17 protein-coding genes and 1 pseudogene are annotated in these 17791 nt (G+C 38.2%); 15 read left to right on the top strand and 3 right to left on the bottom strand.

Features of this window, described 5'->3' with window-relative positions:
• Positions 1-11 precede the first annotated feature (11 nt).
• Positions 12-1169, bottom strand: a pseudogene (locus J0J36_RS05735) (IS3 family transposase).
• Between the two features lie 125 nt (positions 1170-1294).
• On the opposite strand from J0J36_RS05735, the gene J0J36_RS05730 reads away from it, so the two are divergent.
• The 5 genes from J0J36_RS05730 to J0J36_RS05710 all read left to right on the top strand — a co-directional run bounded on the left by J0J36_RS05730 (position 1295) and on the right by J0J36_RS05710 (position 7849).
• Positions 1295-1435, top strand: coding sequence for a hypothetical protein (locus J0J36_RS05730; protein ID WP_242520589.1), 141 nt, complete (start codon positions 1295-1297; stop codon positions 1433-1435).
• A gap of 117 nt (positions 1436-1552) precedes the next feature.
• Positions 1553-3658: a GTPase gene (locus J0J36_RS05725; RefSeq protein ID WP_165719057.1), complete on the top strand. Its 2106-nt coding sequence runs from the start codon at positions 1553-1555 to the stop codon at positions 3656-3658.
• 12 nt (positions 3659-3670) lie between these two features.
• A complete protein-coding gene (locus J0J36_RS05720) occupies positions 3671-5359 on the top strand; it encodes a GTPase domain-containing protein (RefSeq protein ID WP_153924936.1) in 1689 nt (562 codons plus the stop codon).
• 190 nt (positions 5360-5549) lie between these two features.
• Entirely contained in the window at positions 5550-7271 is a 1722-nt protein-coding gene (locus tag J0J36_RS05715; RefSeq protein ID WP_153924933.1) for a DNA methyltransferase, read from the top strand.
• On the top strand, positions 7268-7849 hold the full coding sequence (locus J0J36_RS05710) for a hypothetical protein (protein WP_153924930.1): 582 nt from the start codon (positions 7268-7270) through the stop codon (positions 7847-7849). The genes J0J36_RS05715 and J0J36_RS05710 overlap by 4 nt, the downstream gene beginning before the upstream one ends.
• A gap of 67 nt (positions 7850-7916) precedes the next feature.
• Here J0J36_RS05710 and J0J36_RS05705 read toward each other — a convergent pair whose 3' ends face one another.
• Positions 7917-9182: a hypothetical protein gene (locus tag J0J36_RS05705; RefSeq protein ID WP_165719056.1), complete on the bottom strand. Its 1266-nt coding sequence runs from the start codon at positions 9180-9182 to the stop codon at positions 7917-7919.
• 165 nt (positions 9183-9347) lie between these two features.
• On the opposite strand from J0J36_RS05705, the gene J0J36_RS05700 reads away from it, so the two are divergent.
• The 9 genes from J0J36_RS05700 (at position 9348) to J0J36_RS05660 (ending at position 15754) form a co-directional block, all read left to right on the top strand.
• Complete coding sequence (locus J0J36_RS05700; protein ID WP_153924921.1) at positions 9348-9779, top strand: hypothetical protein; 432 nt, start codon at positions 9348-9350, stop codon at positions 9777-9779.
• 31 nt (positions 9780-9810) lie between these two features.
• Positions 9811-9990 (top strand): hypothetical protein, encoded by a 180-nt coding sequence (locus J0J36_RS05695; protein WP_153924918.1) that lies wholly within the window; start codon positions 9811-9813, stop codon positions 9988-9990.
• A 2-nt stretch (positions 9991-9992) separates the two neighbouring features.
• Positions 9993-10646, top strand: a complete 654-nt coding sequence (locus tag J0J36_RS05690; RefSeq protein WP_153924915.1) for a hypothetical protein — start codon at positions 9993-9995, stop codon at positions 10644-10646.
• Complete coding sequence (locus tag J0J36_RS05685) at positions 10636-11436, top strand: hypothetical protein (protein WP_153924912.1); 801 nt, start codon at positions 10636-10638, stop codon at positions 11434-11436. The genes J0J36_RS05690 and J0J36_RS05685 overlap by 11 nt, the downstream gene beginning before the upstream one ends.
• 125 nt (positions 11437-11561) lie before the next feature.
• Positions 11562-12419 carry a hypothetical protein gene (locus J0J36_RS05680; protein WP_153924910.1) on the top strand — a complete coding sequence of 286 codons (858 nt, stop codon included), beginning with the start codon at positions 11562-11564 and terminating at the stop codon, positions 12417-12419.
• A 57-nt stretch (positions 12420-12476) separates the two neighbouring features.
• Positions 12477-12725, top strand: coding sequence for a DNA-binding protein (locus J0J36_RS05675; protein ID WP_138491699.1), 249 nt, complete (start codon positions 12477-12479; stop codon positions 12723-12725).
• Between the two features lie 78 nt (positions 12726-12803).
• Positions 12804-14057: a site-specific integrase gene (locus tag J0J36_RS05670; protein ID WP_153924907.1), complete on the top strand. Its 1254-nt coding sequence runs from the start codon at positions 12804-12806 to the stop codon at positions 14055-14057.
• 94 nt (positions 14058-14151) lie between these two features.
• A complete protein-coding gene (gene ylqF / locus J0J36_RS05665; RefSeq protein ID WP_153924904.1) occupies positions 14152-15006 on the top strand; it encodes a ribosome biogenesis GTPase YlqF in 855 nt (284 codons plus the stop codon).
• A complete protein-coding gene (locus J0J36_RS05660) occupies positions 14993-15754 on the top strand; it encodes a ribonuclease HII (RefSeq protein ID WP_019291722.1) in 762 nt (253 codons plus the stop codon). The genes ylqF and J0J36_RS05660 overlap by 14 nt, the downstream gene beginning before the upstream one ends.
• A gap of 19 nt (positions 15755-15773) precedes the next feature.
• Here the strand turns inward: J0J36_RS05660 and J0J36_RS05655 are convergent, their stop codons facing one another.
• A complete protein-coding gene (locus J0J36_RS05655) occupies positions 15774-16520 on the bottom strand; it encodes a mechanosensitive ion channel family protein (protein WP_004257051.1) in 747 nt (248 codons plus the stop codon).
• 137 nt (positions 16521-16657) lie between these two features.
• On the opposite strand from J0J36_RS05655, the gene J0J36_RS05650 reads away from it, so the two are divergent.
• Positions 16658-17680, top strand: a complete 1023-nt coding sequence (locus J0J36_RS05650; RefSeq protein ID WP_029343514.1) for a branched-chain amino acid aminotransferase — start codon at positions 16658-16660, stop codon at positions 17678-17680.
• The last annotated feature ends 111 nt before the right edge of the window (positions 17681-17791 follow it).

The following is a 17791-nucleotide window of genomic DNA, read 5'->3' as shown; positions in this document are numbered from 1 at the left end:
ATGTCAGATATTTAGACACAAAATGAGCTATATTTTCTTAAAATAATTTTCTTCTTTCTGATTTGGAGTTAAACCATTGTTGGCGGAATGAGGATTATAATTGTTATAAAATTGTTCGATGTATTCAAAGCAAGAGAGTTGAACTTCTTGAATGGAGTGATAAGTTCTGCGATTAATTTCTCGTTGTTTAAGATACTTGAAAAAGACCTCAGTGACGGCATTATCATAAGGATAACCAGGCTTGGAGTAAGAAGCAAGCAATTGATGCTCATCTAATAACTTTCTAAAGGAAGCTGATTTAAATTGGCTCCCTTGATCCGAATGAAAGATAATTGGTTCCTTAGGCTTCCTCTTATTTATAGCTATTTCTAAGGTATCACAGGCGAGTTTGGCATCAATTCGATCACTTACTTTCCACGCAATACATTTCCTTGAGTAGAGGTCAAGAATAGCACAGAGATAAACATGTCGCTTAGATCCTATAGAGATATAAGTGAAATCTGTTGTCCACACTTGATTTGGGGACTTCGGATTAAATTCTTGTTTCAGTAGATTATCAGAAGAAAATTCGGGCGATTTGTTTGAATAAAAACGAGGTTTAATAGTTGACATTTTAGGGAGTGTCATAGACTTGAGAAGTCTTAAGATACGGCCTTCAGAAATATTGACGCCATAATCACGCCGGAGAATAATTTTAAAAGCTCTTGTTCCGATTCTTTTCTTGGCTTTCATATAGATTTCAAGAAGTAATTTTCTCAAGCATTGATTCTCTATTTCACGCTTAGAAGGTTTCTTATTAATGAAATTATAGTAGGTGGAACGATTGACATGTAAAACACGACAGAGCATAACTGTCGTGTGTTCAAATCGAAGTCGATAGACGGCTTTTAATCTCACTTGGAGTTTTGCATGAATATGGCACTCGCTTTTTTTAAGATAAGATTTTCCTCTTCTAATTGTGCATTTCGCTTTTGTAATTCTTGAATTTGCTTGGCAGTCATTACTGTATTGTCTTCCAGTTTAACTTGAGAGAATTGCTTAATCCACTTAGAGAGTGCTGTTTGAGAGACGCCATAGTCTTTACAGAGTTCGGATTGAGTTTTACCAGTTTGGTAGAGGTTGACGAGAGATTGCTTAAAGTCCTCGTCGTAACGTTTAAATCCTGACATAAAAGTCCTTTCATTTTTGTGTCTTCTTAGACAGATTATAACACACAATTTTCTGTCCACTTTTTCCACTTTTATAGTATAGCTCCAAAATCACCGAACGCCAGGCACGAGGGCAACAAATCAAAATGTTCCTGAAAGAACTTGAAAAAGTCGGTGTGGTCAAGCAGTTCGATGATGAGCTGTTCATCAGTCTAGTTGAAAGTATTGAGGTGGGGAGAGAGAAGGTCATGGTGCGGTTCAAGGATGGGTCTGAGGTGGAAGGCTAAGAAAAAGTATTGAGGCACTCTTGATTTATGGCTGGAGTGTTTGTCCATCACTTTTGGAAAGAGATTTCGTGATATAATATATTTCATAAATCAGTATGAAAGTGGGGCGAAAAATGCATGATATTTAAATCAAATAACGAGCAAAATGATTTATCTGAAGCTCTACAAAAAAGCGAAAAGTTTGCAAAATATGCGTACAAAGATGCGAAATCCTCCATTAAGTTATTAAAGAGGATAGTTAAAGAGGCAACTGAGCAGCTAGATGACAGAATTACTACGCTACGAGAAACAAATTATTCTGACAATGAAATATACGATGGTTTAGCGAGTCAACTCGAAGAAATCGGCCAAAAATTCGAGATATTACCAGAACGACTAGACGAAGAACTTGATTCCCTAAACCAAAAGAAGTTTTCTATTACTCTTTTCGGAAGGACGATGGCTGGAAAATCAACGCTTATGGAGGTGTTGACACATGGTAATGGTAAAAGTATCGGTCTGGGCGCTCAAAGAACTACACTTGACGTTCGAACTTATGAGTATAAAGGGCTTTTTGTAACAGATGTACCAGGAATTGCAGCCTTCGAAGGTGAAGAAGATGAAAGCATTGCATTTGAAGCAGCAAAGAAGAGTGATCTAATCATTTTTTTAATCACTAATGACGCCCCACAAGCGAGTGAAGCTGAATGCTTGAATAATATTTTGGCGCTTGGAAAACCGGTAATATGTCTTATTAATGTTTTCGCTGACATATCAGACCCATCTGAAATAAAAATCTTTAAACGAGATTTGCGTGAGAGTATGTATCAGGATGAACTTGCTGCGATAAAAAAGCAGTTTTGGGATTTCGGACACGAATACGGGCAAGATTGGCATAAGATAAGATTCGCATATGTCCATTTAAAGTCAGCTTTTCTAGCTCAGCAAGACGAATTCTCCACGGTCAGTGAGGATCTTTACCATTTATCAAGGTTTGACTATGTTGATAACTTGCTTGTCAAGGAAGTAATTTCTAATGGACCATTTTACAAAATAAAAGCATACTCTGATTTGGTTACTGTACCAGTTATTGAATCCCTTGAAATGCTTTTTAATCAAAGTACCTTGAATAGTAATCAAGGAAGGACTTTGATTTCGAAGAGGAGAAAGTTGCAGTCGTGGATAGATAATTTCAAAATTGATGGTAACAGGAGGATTGACTACTTTATTTCAACCCTATCCAGTGATTTGAAACAAGAAATATCAAATTTCGCAGAAATGAACTATGACGACTCAAATGCGAGTAAAAAATGGAAAGACTTAGTTGCGGAATATCACATAGAAACGAAAGCTGAAAATCTATTGAAGCAATTGGACGAGGATTGCAAAGAAGAGTTGCGAGAAATCAGCCGAGAAATAAAAAACGAGATGGAGTTTAATCATTCAATAGCTACTGATAAGTCTATCAATATGCACAAAATAATTGATGGAAAGCGAGTTTGGAATTGGACTACAACTTTGTTGGGTGGTGCATTAACAATCGCTGGATTCTTTGTTGGTGGACCAATTATCTGGGCGGGTGTTGCAGTGGGTATTATTGGCTGGTTAGGGTCTTTTCTCTTCGAGGATCGTGATAAAAAAGCTAGAGAGGCTAGGGCGAAGTTAGAGCACAAACTCAATTCTCATATCGACAAGTACTTGAAATCACTGGCTACTCAGATGAAGGATATGTTCTTTGAGCAAATCATGCGAGGGCGACTAATACCTATGCGCAAAACCATTGATGCGATCGTAGACTCGGTATTCTCACTTTCTGAAACACAGCAAAGCTTAGCTAATTCGCTAAATACTAATGTTAAAGAAATCAATTATTCGCTTGTGGTTCAAGCATTGAAATATGGTGGTTTTGAAGGACTTGAGTACCACGTCAACGAAGTGGCACGAATTCCCGGATATGCTTTGATAATAGTGATTGATACTGGGAAAAGATTTCCTGATGATGCTAAGAAATTCCTCTCTGATCTGCTAAAGGAGAAGGTTTGGTTTGTTTTCTCAACAGAAAGTAATATATCTTTGATTTCACAGGCAATTGGCCGAGGGATTTCTAGAGAAAATATACGTATTGAAAAGTTGAATCAGGAAGATAGGATTGTACATCTTAAAACTAACGTTGGGTTAGATTCAATGTCCAAAAATAGGGTTCGGTTGGCACAACAACTCACAGGATTGATTTTTATGAAATAGGGAGGCTACATAATGGAGAAGTTAGATGAAATCAAGATATCGAGTATAGTCGGTGAGGTTGATGAAATCGTAAAAAATGCACAAGATGGTTTAAAACAAGTTGGCTATGATTTTAGCAAGGTATCGAATCAATCGACCTCCGAGTTAAAACCGATAAGCTTAGTTTTTGCTGGTCAATATAGCGCTGGGAAATCATCGATTATTAAGATGCTCACAGGTATTTCAGACATCGCAATTGGCGCTGGGATTACAACTCAAGAAGCACATGAGTACAGTTGGAATGGATTTAGGATAATAGATACACCAGGGATTCATACCACATTACGTCCTGACCATGACGAAAAATCATATGAAGAAATCAAAAATGCTGACTTGTTAATCTACGTTGTTACTCAACAACTTTTTGATGATAATATCGGTACCAACTTTAGGAAACTACTTATAGACCAAGATAAAGCGGGAGAGATGATGCTAGTCGTCAATAAAATGGCAACCATCGGTAACACTGAAAAAAACCAGAGGATAAAGATGAACGATCTGGTTAAGGTGACCACCCCATATTCTCCAAAAGATTTGAGGACTGTATTTATCGATGCTAAATCGTATATTGATAGTAAGCAAGAAACGGATGATGAAATCACATTTCTACTGTATGAACGGAGTAATTACGAAGGGATAGTGGAAGAAATCAATTCTTTTATTCAAGAGAAAGGTATTTCATCAAGGTTGACTACCCCCTTATATAAAGTACTTGATGACATCAATCAGGCAATTAAGGGAAATAAGGAATCTACCGGAGATTCTGACGTAGACGCTTTTGAAGAACAACTGTATCAGAAGAGAAGAATTATCTCTGATAGCAAGCGTATGATTGAAAACACTGTTAATTCTATTGTGGAAAAGAGTGCTTCTGAAATTCGAGCAAAGGGGCGTGACATTGCAAATACAATTTATGACTACTCAAATGAAGATGAGGCTAACGAAGCGGTTCAGAAAGCCTATGATGATGTGAACTACATCTACGATCAGTGTGTTGACAAGGTAAGTTATGCCATTACCGAAAATAATGGGAGATTGTCAAATGAGTTAGATGAGTTCTATAATCGTGATTTTTCAACACAACTGCAGTTTAGGCTAGAAGAAAAGAATGCCGCTGGGAATCCATTTGTTAAACGGATATTTAAATCTGACATCTTTACACAAGTCGGACAAAAGGTCATAGAAAATACAGTTGGTGAGGCTGGTGCTAACGGACTAAAAGTTTTTTCTGGTAGTAATGTGCATGAGTGGGTGCTTAATATAGGACATCACTTTGGCAAAAGCTTTAAACCCTGGGAAGCAGTGAAATGGACTAAGGGAATAAATTTTGCTGGAAAGGCTGTAGGTATCTTCGGGGTGGTACTGTCTGTGGGTATGCAGGCGAAAGAAGATGTGGACTCTGACAATCGAGAAAAAGAGATGCGTGTCAGCCGTGAAAAACTTCGAGCCGGTTTCAATGATGTGGCATCGGAAGTTAAAAATCATTTTTTAACGATGTTGAGTGAATATATTGAGAAGTATTACTTACCTGAAATAAGAGACATTGATACTCAAATATCAAGCATCAATGAATCACGACAACAAAAATCAGCCGAATTTGAAATGTTGGAGAAGAATGCATCCGCAATAAAGCTCGAAATTTCTAAAATTCATAGTTTATGAGTACGGTAGAACTATAGCCCACTCCCCCAAAAAGGCATCATCCTAGCAAGATCAAACTTGCTGGCATGATGCCTTTTTTCATACTCTTAAACCCACATAAACTCACAACGACCGCTATACTTTTACAAACTCCCCCACCACTTTGTAAAAGTGTGCGCCCCCCCTAGCCGATACTTTTACAAACTGCCCTTTGTACTATTACAATGGGAACTTTCTAATCGTAGCTTATCGCGAACTTCGTCGGTTAGAGCATGATGTGATTTTTGAAGAAACACAAGGCACCATGTCGCTTTTTGAAATCTTAGATATGATAAAAGTTGAGGTTTCGCAGTTCTATGGGATTGAAATTGTCCCTTATGCGGTATCTGTGGCTAGGCTTGGTTTATGGCTCATGGATCATATCATGAACCTCGAAGCTACCAGCCTCTTTGGCGCTTACTATGCCCGCCTCCCTCTACACAATGGCGGGAATGTCGTCAATGCTGATGCTTTGAAAGTTGATTGGTTGACAGTTTTTAACGACAGTCAAAAAATTGTTTATGAGAATCTTTCTGAAAAAGATGATGACCGTTGGGCGGAACTTTCAAAAGCGTCTGATGATATTCATTTTGTTAGAACTAATCATTTTGATTTTATACTCGGGAATCCTCCTTTTATTGGTTTTCAAACCATGTCTGCCGACCAAAAGGAAGTTCTATCAAATTTGACGAAGCTCTATACAAAATCAAAACGTATTTACTTTGTATCTGGTTGGTATTTCAAAGCTGGCGAGATGATAAAAGATAACCCAAAACTACAAGTCGCACTGGTATCGACCAACTCTGTGGTGCAAGGTGTCCAAGCGAATGATATTTGGAAACCTTTATTTGAGCAATTTTCTATCAAAATCAACTTTGCACACCAAACCTTTATGTGGGACAATAACGGAGTCTCTGTATTTGTGGTCATTATTGGCTTTGCAAAATTTGACAGACCTGTCAAAAATCTGTTTGTCTATGATGACATCAAAGGCGATTCCGTCAAATTTGACGGAAAAAATATCAATCAATATTTATTACCAGCACCTATTATTTTTGTGGAGAAACAAACTAAGCCACTTTCTGACGTTCCTGCCATGACGATTGGCTCATCTCCAAAAGATGGACGTTTTCTCGTTTTGACACCAGATGAAAAGGACGAGGCCTTACAAAAATATCCAGAACTGGAAGATTTTATCAAACTATTTGTGGGCTCAAGAGAAGCTCTGCATAACGAAGACCGTTATATTTTGTATTTAACAAAAGCACCAATCGCCATTCTGAAAAACCCTCTTGTCACAGAACGCTTAAAGCAAGTAAAAGATTTCAGAGGACAGTTCAATTCTAAAGACATGTTGGTTCTGAAAGATAATCCTGTCAAATGGCAAAAAGATATGTATCGGGAGTCTGATGTTTTGCTTGTCCCGTTACGTTCTTCTGGGCGTAGAGAATATACGCCCGTTCTATTTTTTGATAAAGACACTATTATTTCTGACTCCGCATTTCAAGTGATTGACGCCACTTTAGAATTGTTTGCATTGATACACTCCAAACTTCACATGGATTGGCTTGTTACTGTCGGCGGGAGACTGAAAGGCGATTACAGTTACACTAATCAACTGGTTTATAACACTTTTGTACTGCCTGATTTGACAGATACAGATATTACTAAGCTCAGACAAAGTGCTAAAAATATCCTAGATGTCAGACAAGAGTTTATTGCCAGAGGCGATTCGTTAGCTGATATGTATGACCCAATGTATATGCCAGAGAAGTTGCGCAAAGCTCACAAGGAAAATGACAAACTAGTTGATTCACTTTATGGTCTTAAAAATCCAAAACGAGTCGAACGCGTAGCTAAGCTGATTGAACTCTATCAGGAGAAAACAAAATGACTCTTGATAACTGGATAGGGATTGTTTCAATTATTGTAAGTACCATTATAGCCTTTCTAATTTATGGACTTCAATCTAAAATATCGTATGAGCAAACTAAAAATCATCAGGCAGAAATACAGGAAATCATCAAACGGAACAATAAAGAATGCCGTAACAAGAAAATAGAGTTTTACAATTTACGACGTTTCAATAGTACCTATCGGTCTCTCAATAAAAATACGCCTAATTTTATACTTGGTTACACTCTAAACGGAGGAGAACTTCAAGGTGCTGGAATTGATGGTGTCCACGTTATCTGTGGAGTTGATGAAGCTGACTTAGGTTTTCCGCGAAAAATAAAAATATTTTGTGTCGGGGTTATTCCATATAAAAACATTAAGTTTATTGATGAAAATGGAGATGACACGACATATAGAATGATATTCTATATCAAGAGTCCTTTGTTTAGATACCCTTATAAATATTTTTCATATATTTTTGCAGATGACCCTCAAAAAGTAGAGCATTATCCAGAAAATAAGCAGCAGCTAAAGGAGTTGAAAAAAATATTCAAGTTTCGGTGGTTTCATAATTAGCATGAGCTGGCTGTTTGAAAAAGTAATGGGTCAAAAGATTTGAGTATGAGAAAATAAAAGTCACGGATCACTGAGTTCCGTGACTTTTGCTATCTTCATCTTGAGATAACTGTTTTTCAAGCTCCTCAATCATCTTATCTTGCTCAGCTTGTTGCTCCAAAAAAGATTCGAGCTCTTGATTTTCTTGATAGTCAATTTCTTCTTGCAGTTCAATCTCATCTTCCATTTTTTGAAGTTGTTCCTTTTGAAATTCATCTTCTAATCTGATTATGTCCTCCATCAAAAGATTTTCTGGATAAGCTTTTTTGTACTGCTCTTTGAAATCGCCAAATAAATCAATTTCTATTTCTTCTAATTTATCAATATATTCTTTACTAGCCGAAAGCAGCTGATCAGAAACTTCAACATCGTCTTTTTCCCCAGCCGTCAACCAATGACCAGCTGACTCAGGGGAACGGCTCAGAGATGCCCAATCAATAAAGTCTGATTGAGCAATGTCATCTTTTGCAATGGAATACACCCGCAATCCCAGAGAAGTTGACTCTGGGACATTTTTTTCTAGGAGGGGAATAAAATATTTTGAAGTAAATTTTTCAAGATATTTTTTAATAAACTTAAAAGTCCAGTCTTGGTAGTTTTTGATTTTTACTGGATAAGAAATAAATTCCTGAAAGTCGTCAATAAAATCATATTTGATAAATTCAAATAAACGATAGATGGCTATTTTTTCAGAATCACTCAGAAAATAATCAAGCTCAAATTTTGAGTAGCCTATTAGGTATTCAAGGGGTACAGATGTATCAGTGGTTTCACTGTATGCCAGAAATTTTGAGTATGGGATAAAATCTTTCAAGCATTCTTGTATTGTTGAAAAATGCTCTGTATCTTTTAAGTCTGCAATTAAAGCGCAAAAAAGTCCGAAATAAAAGTCATCGTTTGAGTTATGATTACCCCACATTATTTCACTTGTGGAGGTAAATTTTAATGTCTCCTTGATTTGCTCTAAATACCCTTTATTCCCTTTTTTTGCAGTAGGGAACAAGTATGGATTGGGAGAATTTCGGCCTTTAGGGGCTTTAATGTTTGCGTTTAGGATTCTTGAAATCATCTGTGGAGTGAATTGAGTTTTTTCAAAGACAGCTTTTTTAGTTATTTCTGGCTCATCTTCGCCTTGTCCCGTTGGGTCAACGTAACCCTCTTGAATAACTTCTTGTCCTATTTTCCACCCAGCTATCTCTTCATTTGTTAAATTAAGAGATTTCTTTCTTTGACTCATACGGCTAGCAGCCATTTCAAAGATAAAAGAGATTGTATTTGAGAAGTCTGTTTTCATTTTATTGTTCCTTTAGTGTATTTTGCATAAACATTATACCACAAAAATATATTAAAACACACTATAATCGTCATGCTATAATAAATAGTGTCAAAAGGTAAGACGTTACCGAGACAAAATAATAAAAGAAAACAGGTAGCACGTGATACCTGTGAGGAACATCAAATGGATAAAATTTCTCTTAACTCAACAAAACTTGGCGAACTCCGCTTTCCAGCCGACCAATTCGCAGTCCCACAAGTGGGGCAAGTGGTTTCGGCTCGCGTGACAGCTAAACGTGATGAAAACAACGAGCCTATCAGTGGTTCAGCCGCTAAAATTGCTCTCGAAGTCATTAACTTTAAAACTTACCAAACCATCGCTCGAGAGGGTGGAGATATTTCAGACCTTGCTCGGATTATTGTCGATGTAGTCGGACCTGAAAACATGTTAAAACAACATACTCCAGAAACATTGATGGGGAAATTGATTGACTTACGTTCAGCTAAAGTGGCGCTACGTTGGGTTAGTCGCGGACAATCTGGCAGCTGGGGCGGTTTAAAACTTGTTCTCGAAAGCCTCCAAGTGGTACAAACTCAAAATCAAGGGGCTAAATAACCCCTTCGCATAAAATCAGGAAAGGACAATTATGATTTTGGATAAAAACTATCGCACGATGAAACTTATAGGCAATGAGCTTGATAAAATCGGAGATGAAATTTACAATCTCGCTCAAATTCTTGAAGATTCCGAATCTAAAAAGATTCTTGCGACTATCAAGCTATATCTTGATGTTGTTGAAGATAAAATTGATGATTTGGAGGTCTAAAAATGTTTCTGAAAACACTAACGCAGTTCAATCCTAAAAATGAAACTCATCATTTTATAAAAGAGAGGGTTCAAAAGGGTACTCATTTTCAAAATCGTAGTTCTTTTCTCTTGGTGATAATAGTTTCATTTATGTTGTCGCTAGCGCTGTGGTTTGTTACTCATGATAATACAGTTAGGTTATCTGATAAGGTTATCATATATCACTTTCATACAGGGAATAAATTTCTTATGATTTCAGGTGGATTGGGACTCTTATTATCAATTTGGGGATTCTTCAAGTATCTTTTCTCAAAACGCTCTTTTGTCCCAATGTATCGGTTACGGCGACTATTACAAGGCCTCACTACGGAAATTTCAAATCTATCGAAAAAGATTCCTGATGAAGCTTTTCATGGCGTACCTATCGAGTTTTGGCGAAGTGGTACAGATACTTACATAAAAGTTTTTACGACTGGATTTGTGCGTGATGGGCTCAAAGAGCAGCTATCTGAACTGATTCAAGACTATCTAATCTCTGAAAGTCTTGGCAGTGATAAAGACTGTTGGACATATATTAAAGACACAAAAATTGGGGCAGGCTATGTTTTGACAGTTTTTGGAGAAACGCCAAACCGTTCAATTTTAGATCTGGAGGACTATGAAAATGAAAATTAAACTAGGCGATACAGTAGAATTAAACGACTTCCATTACTTGATTCAAGGTGTATCAGGGACTGGAAAATCAACTTTCTTGAATTTGTTAATTTTGGAAATTTCAAAAGAGCTTTCAAAAAAGGCCGATAAATCAGACAATTTAGAGGCTTATAAGTCACTAAATGTCATAGATTCTAAGCAAAATTTGATTTATTCGCTCCGTCATTCTTTCCCCTTTGATGGGAAAGAGAATTTTGCAGCAACACCTGAACAGGCAGAAAAAATTTTGAAAAATGCTGTTGAAGAAATTAAAAAGCGTACTAAGCTGTTTGATAACAAATCCCTGCCATTGGACACAGACTTCAGAAGCCTTGGTTTGCAGCCCTACTGGGTAATTTGGGACGAAACGATTGAGACGCTAACACGTGCCAAGGCGGAAGACTCTAAGCTCTATAAAAGCTTGAACGATTTAACTGTGCGGATTTTGACGATGGGCAGGGCTTTAGGTGTCTTCATGATTTGCACTTCAATCAGGGCAGACGTTGGCAGCTTCCCTGGTGGCGGTGTTACCCGTTCCACTATGAGCAAAATCCTGCTTGCTGATGTAGGCAAGGAACCAGATGAACAAGGTGCGATTATGCTTTTCAATACGTTTAAGGGACTCCCTATGCCACCAGAAAACGGGAAATTTTGGTTGTACATACAAGGGGAAGCTGGAAAGGTCAAATTAGCACTAACGCCAACATTAGGGAAAAACGTTGATGTCAGGGGGCTGTTAGAAAAATATATGCACAAACAGTATTATCAATAACAAAATTGGGCAGACCGTGCACAAGAGCGGTCTGTCCAATACTAGATACCTTGAAAAAATGTTCTTGCCTGTACTTGACATACAGGCAAGATGAGCTGATTTCTTTGCCAAAGAGGAGGTTAAAAATGCAAAATTACAACTCAAAAGTTATCCTATTTGATAATCGTATCGAAATTATCAAATACGGTGGGAATATGCAAAGAGCGCCAAATGAAAAGGATGAGAGCAACAATCATGCTAGGATGAACATAGATGATGAAGAATACAAAGAACGTCAAGCTATGGAACAGGCTTATCGAATTAAGCGCAAAATCAAGTATTACTGTTTAGCAAACAACTTTGACCTCTTTTGGACATTAACCTTGAATGATAAAAAAGTCAATGCTATGAATTATGAATACTCAAGAAAAAGGTTGCAATCATGGCTCAAATATATGCGTGAGACGTATGGGAGGTTTGGTTTCTTGTTTGTTCCAGAGCTGCATAAATCTGGTAGAATCCATTTCCATGGAGTTACTCAAGGATTCAGTCCCCCGCTTATTGAAGCGCGGTACCCCAATAATAAACGTCTAATCAAGAAGAACGGAATCCAAATTTATAATGCCCCAAAATGGAAAAATGGCTTTTCAACTGTTTCGATGATTCAGGATAGAGAAAAGGCTTCTTCATACATAACAAAATACATTACCAAAGATTTGATTCGTACACCCTCAGCCTACCATCAGCCCAGATACTTTGTGAGCAGAGGACTCAAACAGCCTGAAATTACTTACGAAGATTTACCGGATGAGTATTTTGAAAGCTTTCTTCCGTCTTTCGTGGTAGGAAGAAAAGAGTCTTTGGGAGAACCATTTGAAAAAGAAGTTTCAATCTATCAAATTGATATTACTGAAGATGGGGAGATGATGCAATTACAGCCACCAGAAACATTGTATAAACTAAAACAAGAAAAAAGCTCTGACGGCAATCAGAGCTTCCAATAATAGATTTGTATGATAATTATAGCATTGTTTGATGTAATTATCTACGAGGTACATAATATGAAGATCAAATTTGTGCCTGTTGTTGATAGTCGTGCCCAATGGGGGAACAAAGAAGCTATCCTAAAGCGATATGAAGGACTTAATATTTACACTCTCAACCGCTGGCTTTCAGAAATGCGTAATAGCAAGCAATTCAGAGATGGCGTAATAAACCCAACTCACAAGCTTGTCTGGATAAATTTTGTAGTCTTCCAAGATTTCCTTTATTGGAAACAACACGGATATCCAAGGATTAAGGCAAAATAACTGAAAAAATGGTAAAATGGAATTGCTAATCAGATTCTATTTTATCATTTTTCATATCATGACATGAAAGGATAAAATATGTATTTTGAAAAATTAAAACGTAAAAACGGCGAGGTGTACTATAAAGCGATTGAAAGGTATATAGACCCGTTAACTGAAAAGCCTAAACGGGCTGCTGTAACCTTTCAATCAAATACCAGTCGCGGACGTGCTCAGGCTGCTCGTGAATTGGACGAAAAGATTGAAAAAATTATTGCTAAACGGCAAGGGCAGTTTTCAGGTCAATCCATGAGGACGTTTCTTGATTTGAAAACGGCTTGGTTTGATGTATGGGTCACAACTGTCAAACCTCAAACTGTGCGTCGGGAAAAGCTCGTGATTGATAGACTATCTAAAATCATTGCTGATGATATTTTACTAACCAAAATCACACCACTACTGATTCAGAATGTCCTAAATGACTACCGTGAAAAGTATCAATCAACGCACTCAACTATGCAACACATCAAGTGCACGTTCAATAAAATCTTTGATTACGGTGTCTTACACAATGCAATTCCGTTTTCCCCTTCGCGTGTGATTAAATTAAACGCTACAATCGGAGAAAAACACGCTAAGAAAGACCGCCTTGAAAAGAAGTTTTTGAATGAGCGTGAGGTTGGTGTTTTGCTTACTGAGCTGAAACGGCGACGGAATCTGAATTATTATGATTTGGCTTTGTTCTTGGTTGGAACTGGTTGCCGAATTGGGGAAGCCTCAGCACTGACGGAAAAGGACATTGATTTTGAAAATCAACTTGTGACGATTGAAAAATCTTTGCAAGCCCATGATTTAAGGGTTGATGAATTTTATCTGGATACGACTAAAACCGAAGTAGGCGAACGAGTGGAAAAGCTACCTGATTTTGTAATTGCAGCGATAAAGCGCGTGATTGAACGAAACAAGGCATTTGATAAACATTGTGATGAGTCCCCTCACGACACTTTTCGGAAGTTCGATTTTCTTTTTCGTACTGAGTATGGTGCACCAATTACTTCACACAGTTTTCGAGAAATTTTAATGCGTGTAAATCGTTATCTCTCAAATCATTGTCAAGAAAAATATGGTTTTGAGTGGACGAAAAACGCAATCCCTCACAGTTTCCGTCACGTCCATATCTCAGTTTTACGAGATGACCCGTCTGTGCCACTCAAAGAGGTTCAGGAGCGTGTCGGACACGTTCAAGAGGAAACTACAAACGGTTATACGCATTTGATGACGCATGACCAAGAAAAATCAGTTGAAGCAATTAGTCGCTTCGCTCAAAAATTGGGAATCAAAATGGGAATCTAGCATAGAGTTGAAATTTGCCCCTATTTTGCCCCTAAAATATAAATAATAGAATTTCAAGAGCTGTCGAGCCTTGATATATAAGGAGTTACAAGTTATGGCAACAATTCAATGGTTCCCAGGACACATGTCCAAAGCGCGTCGTCAAGTTCAAGAAAATTTAAAATATGTTGATTTTGTGATTGAGTTGGTAGATGCACGTTTGCCGATCAGTTCACGTAACCCCATGTTGGATAAAATTATTGGGGATAAACCACGTCTTATCGCTTTAAACAAGGCCGATTTAGCTGACAGAAATGCGGTGAAATCGTGGGTGGAGTTTTTTGAAAAACAAGGCATCATTGCTTTAGCCATCAATTCAAAAGAAGCACATACTGCCAAACGTTTGACTGTTGCAGCGAAAACTTTGATGGCTGATAAGCTTGCGCGTAATGCTGAGCGTGGCATCCAGAACAGTTCTTTACGTACGATGATTGTCGGTATTCCTAATGCGGGTAAATCAACACTGATGAACCGTCTTGCAGGAAAAAAAGTAGCTGTTACAGGAAATAAACCCGGTGTAACTAAAGGGCAACAATGGTTGCGTACCAATAAAGAGTTGGAAATTCTCGACACACCAGGGATACTGTGGCCAAAATTTGAAGATGATCAAGTTGGTCTAAAACTTGCTTTAACAGGCGCTATCAAGGACCAACTTTTGCCTATGGATGATGTGACAATCTTTGGTTTGCAGTATTTCCTTGAAAATTACCAAGCAGCAACCATGAAACGTTTGCGTATGAAAGAAGCAGACCTAGAGTTAGAGATCCCCGATCTTATCATGGAATTGACCCAACGTTTTGGCTTCCGTGATGATTATGACCGTTTTTATCAAATGTTTGTTAAGGATGTGCGTGATGGCAGAATGGGCGAATATTGCTTGGATAAAGTGAGTGACTATGTCAACGATTAAAGAAATAAAAGAGCAACTGAATGGCTTAAATACACTGGTCGAAGTGGAGGCTTTTCTAGAAGACAGTCGTGCCGGCGTTCAAGCAGCGATTAAACGTCGGAAAAAAGAGATTTTAGCAGAACAAGCGGAAGATGAACGCTTAGAAATGATGCTGAACTTTGAGCGACAAGCATATGCGCAAGGGCTGGACTTAATTGCGGGTATAGATGAGGTTGGACGTGGTCCATTAGCTGGTCCAGTTGTGACTGCAGCCGTTATTTTACCTAAAAATTGTAAGATTAAAGGTCTTAACGACAGTAAGAAAATTTCAAAATCTAAACATGAAGCCATTTTTACAGAAGTCCAAGAAAAAGCGCTTGCTATAGGTATTGGTCTAGTTGACAACGAAACGATCGACCAAGTGAACATATATCAGGCGACTAAAATTGCGATGCTTCAAGCTGTAGAAAAATTAGAAATACAGCCAGAATGTCTCCTCATCGATGCGATGAAGTTAGACATTAATATCCCTCAAGTCAGTATTATCAAAGGTGATGCCAAGTCCTCAAGCATCGCGGCAGCAAGTATTGTTGCAAAGGTGACGCGAGATCGAATGATGGCGGAGTATGCCCACAAATACCCCCATTACGACTTTGAACATAATGCAGGTTATGGCACGGCCAAGCATTTGGAGGGGCTAAAGAACTTCGGCATTACACCGATTCACCGTAAATCTTATGAACCCATCAAATCAATGGTAGAAAAATAAGCAGATCAGGATGATCTGCTTATTTTGTATAATATTTGTTCATGATTTCCATCCGTAAACCATTTATTTCGCTGAGATTCGCCGTGAGCAAACTCCGTATAAAAATGCTCTCGTCCCGTGTGATAATCCCATTGTAAACGACTTGAGGGTATTCAGCGTTCACACGAAGGATTTGAGCTTTCATCGCTTCTAAGTTCTCGGCTGTAACTGGGATATCTAAGTTCATCGTCCGGTCTTTGTAAGAGAAATTTTTCAAGGATTCAATATTACGGTTAGGGATAAAGGCTGTAGCGCCATCATCTGAAATTAAAGTGATTGAGCGAATACCTACAGCAGTGACTTCCCCTTCGATACCTAGATTTTCAAAGCGAATCCAATCGCCCACATTAATCTGATGTTCGACGATAATAAAGAAGCCATTGATGATATCGGCGACGAGATCACGCCCCGCAAAACCAAGAGCAACACCGAGAATACCAGCACCGGCAAGCACACTTCCTACAGGAACACCAAGAATAGAGAGGGTAGTATAGATCCAGAGAAAAGCTGTCAGATAAGTTAAACCACTTTTAGTTAAGCGGGCTAAAGTCATTATCCGAGAAGCGTCTGCCCAAGAACGATTGCTGTAGTTTTTGAAAAGCGTTTCTACGATGCGGACGCTGATCCGGTATAAAATAAAAAACAAAAGACTGACTAAAAAGACGTAGATTAATTTATCCAACAAGAGTTGTCCGAGTTCTTGAAAGTTTATTCTAAGAATATTCATTTTATTTCCATTTCTATAATTTTCTGAATTTATGTTGAAATCACATTCAAAATAGCTTATAATAATTAATTATAACAAATACCATGAAGTTTGGCTTTATGGAAAAAGATGTCGATAAAAATGGGGGACGAAAAAGAATGACAGTTGAATTAGATTGGGAAAATTTAGGTTTTGAATACAGAGAGTTGCCTTACCGCTATATTTCACATTTTAAAGATGGAAAATGGGATGATGGAAAACTTACAGGCGATGCAACCTTGCACCTTTCGGAAGGCTCACCAGCGCTTCACTATGGTCAACAGGGGTTTGAAGGGCTCAAAGCCTACCGTACAAAATCCGGAAAAATAAATCTTTTTCGTCCTGATCGCAACGCTGAGCGTTTACAAGCTACAGCACGTCGCTTACGTATGGCGGAAGTGCCAACAGATAAGTTTATCGATGCCGTAAAACAAGTTGTTAAGGCAAATGAAGACTTCGTCCCTCCTTACGGAACTGGAGCTACGCTTTACCTTCGCCCATTATTAATAGGTGTGGGCGGCCTTGTTGGGGTAAAACCAGCAGATGAATATATCTTTACAATTTTTGCAGTTCCCGTAGGATCTTACTTTAAAGGTGGTCTTGTGCCAACAAACTTCCTCGTGTCCCGTGATTATGACCGTGCAGCGCCACATGGTACAGGTGCGGCAAAAGTCGGGGGGAACTATGCCGCTTCGATTGAACCAGGACAAAAAGCACATGAAGCTGGCTATTCTGATGTAATTTATCTTGACCCTGCCACGCACACTAAGATTGAAGAAGTGGGTGCAGCAAACTTTTTTGGGATTACCAAGAATAATGAGTTTATCACGCCGTTAAGCCCTTCAATTTTGCCTTCTATCACGAAATATTCTTTATTACAACTGGCTGAAGAGCGTTTGGGAATGAAAGCTATTGAAGGTGACGTTTTTGTGGATCAGTTAGATGATTTTGTCGAAGCAGGTGCTTGTGGTACAGCTGCAGTCATTTCACCGATTGGTGCTATTGATGATCAAGATAAACACCATGTTTTTTATTCAGAAACAGAAGTCGGCCCAGTGACGCAACGCTTATACAATGAACTTATTGGTATTCAATTTGGCGATAAGGAAGCCCCAGAAGGTTGGATTTATACTCTTGAATAATAAATAAGAGATTCAAAAATTGTGAGAGGAATCTGCAGCTGACAAATGTGTCTAAATTTGATATAATAAGGAGTAAAAATTACGAAAGCGATTTTATAGCTTTCTTGTAGG

Origin of the sequence: Lactococcus sp. LG1074, assembly GCF_017309525.1 — a bacterium.
GTDB classification, from domain to species: domain Bacteria; phylum Bacillota; class Bacilli; order Lactobacillales; family Streptococcaceae; genus Lactococcus; species Lactococcus petauri.
This window is presented reverse-complemented; position numbering and strand designations above follow the sequence as displayed.

What these genes read in the sequence shown, in the direction of transcription:
- J0J36_RS05680 (WP_153924910.1), top strand. Translation starts at nt 11,562, where the DNA reads ATGCAAAATTACAACTCAAAAGTTATCCTATTTGATAATCGTATCGAA.
- J0J36_RS05720 (WP_153924936.1), top strand. Translation starts at nt 3,671, where the DNA reads ATGGAGAAGTTAGATGAAATCAAGATATCGAGTATAGTCGGTGAGGTT.
- J0J36_RS05685 (WP_153924912.1), top strand. Translation starts at nt 10,636, where the DNA reads ATGAAAATTAAACTAGGCGATACAGTAGAATTAAACGACTTCCATTAC.
- J0J36_RS05650 (WP_029343514.1), top strand. Translation starts at nt 16,658, where the DNA reads ATGACAGTTGAATTAGATTGGGAAAATTTAGGTTTTGAATACAGAGAG.
- J0J36_RS05730 (WP_242520589.1), top strand. Translation starts at nt 1,295, where the DNA reads ATGTTCCTGAAAGAACTTGAAAAAGTCGGTGTGGTCAAGCAGTTCGAT.
- J0J36_RS05690 (WP_153924915.1), top strand. Translation starts at nt 9,993, where the DNA reads ATGTTTCTGAAAACACTAACGCAGTTCAATCCTAAAAATGAAACTCAT.
- J0J36_RS05725 (WP_165719057.1), top strand. Translation starts at nt 1,553, where the DNA reads ATGATATTTAAATCAAATAACGAGCAAAATGATTTATCTGAAGCTCTA.
- J0J36_RS05705 (WP_165719056.1), bottom strand. Translation starts at nt 9,182, where the DNA reads ATGAAAACAGACTTCTCAAATACAATCTCTTTTATCTTTGAAATGGCT.
- J0J36_RS05695 (WP_153924918.1), top strand. Translation starts at nt 9,811, where the DNA reads ATGATTTTGGATAAAAACTATCGCACGATGAAACTTATAGGCAATGAG.
- J0J36_RS05700 (WP_153924921.1), top strand. Translation starts at nt 9,348, where the DNA reads ATGGATAAAATTTCTCTTAACTCAACAAAACTTGGCGAACTCCGCTTT.
- ylqF (WP_153924904.1), top strand. Translation starts at nt 14,152, where the DNA reads ATGGCAACAATTCAATGGTTCCCAGGACACATGTCCAAAGCGCGTCGT.
- J0J36_RS05660 (WP_019291722.1), top strand. Translation starts at nt 14,993, where the DNA reads ATGTCAACGATTAAAGAAATAAAAGAGCAACTGAATGGCTTAAATACA.
- J0J36_RS05675 (WP_138491699.1), top strand. Translation starts at nt 12,477, where the DNA reads ATGAAGATCAAATTTGTGCCTGTTGTTGATAGTCGTGCCCAATGGGGG.
- J0J36_RS05655 (WP_004257051.1), bottom strand. Translation starts at nt 16,520, where the DNA reads ATGAATATTCTTAGAATAAACTTTCAAGAACTCGGACAACTCTTGTTG.
- J0J36_RS05670 (WP_153924907.1), top strand. Translation starts at nt 12,804, where the DNA reads ATGTATTTTGAAAAATTAAAACGTAAAAACGGCGAGGTGTACTATAAA.
- J0J36_RS05710 (WP_153924930.1), top strand. Translation starts at nt 7,268, where the DNA reads ATGACTCTTGATAACTGGATAGGGATTGTTTCAATTATTGTAAGTACC.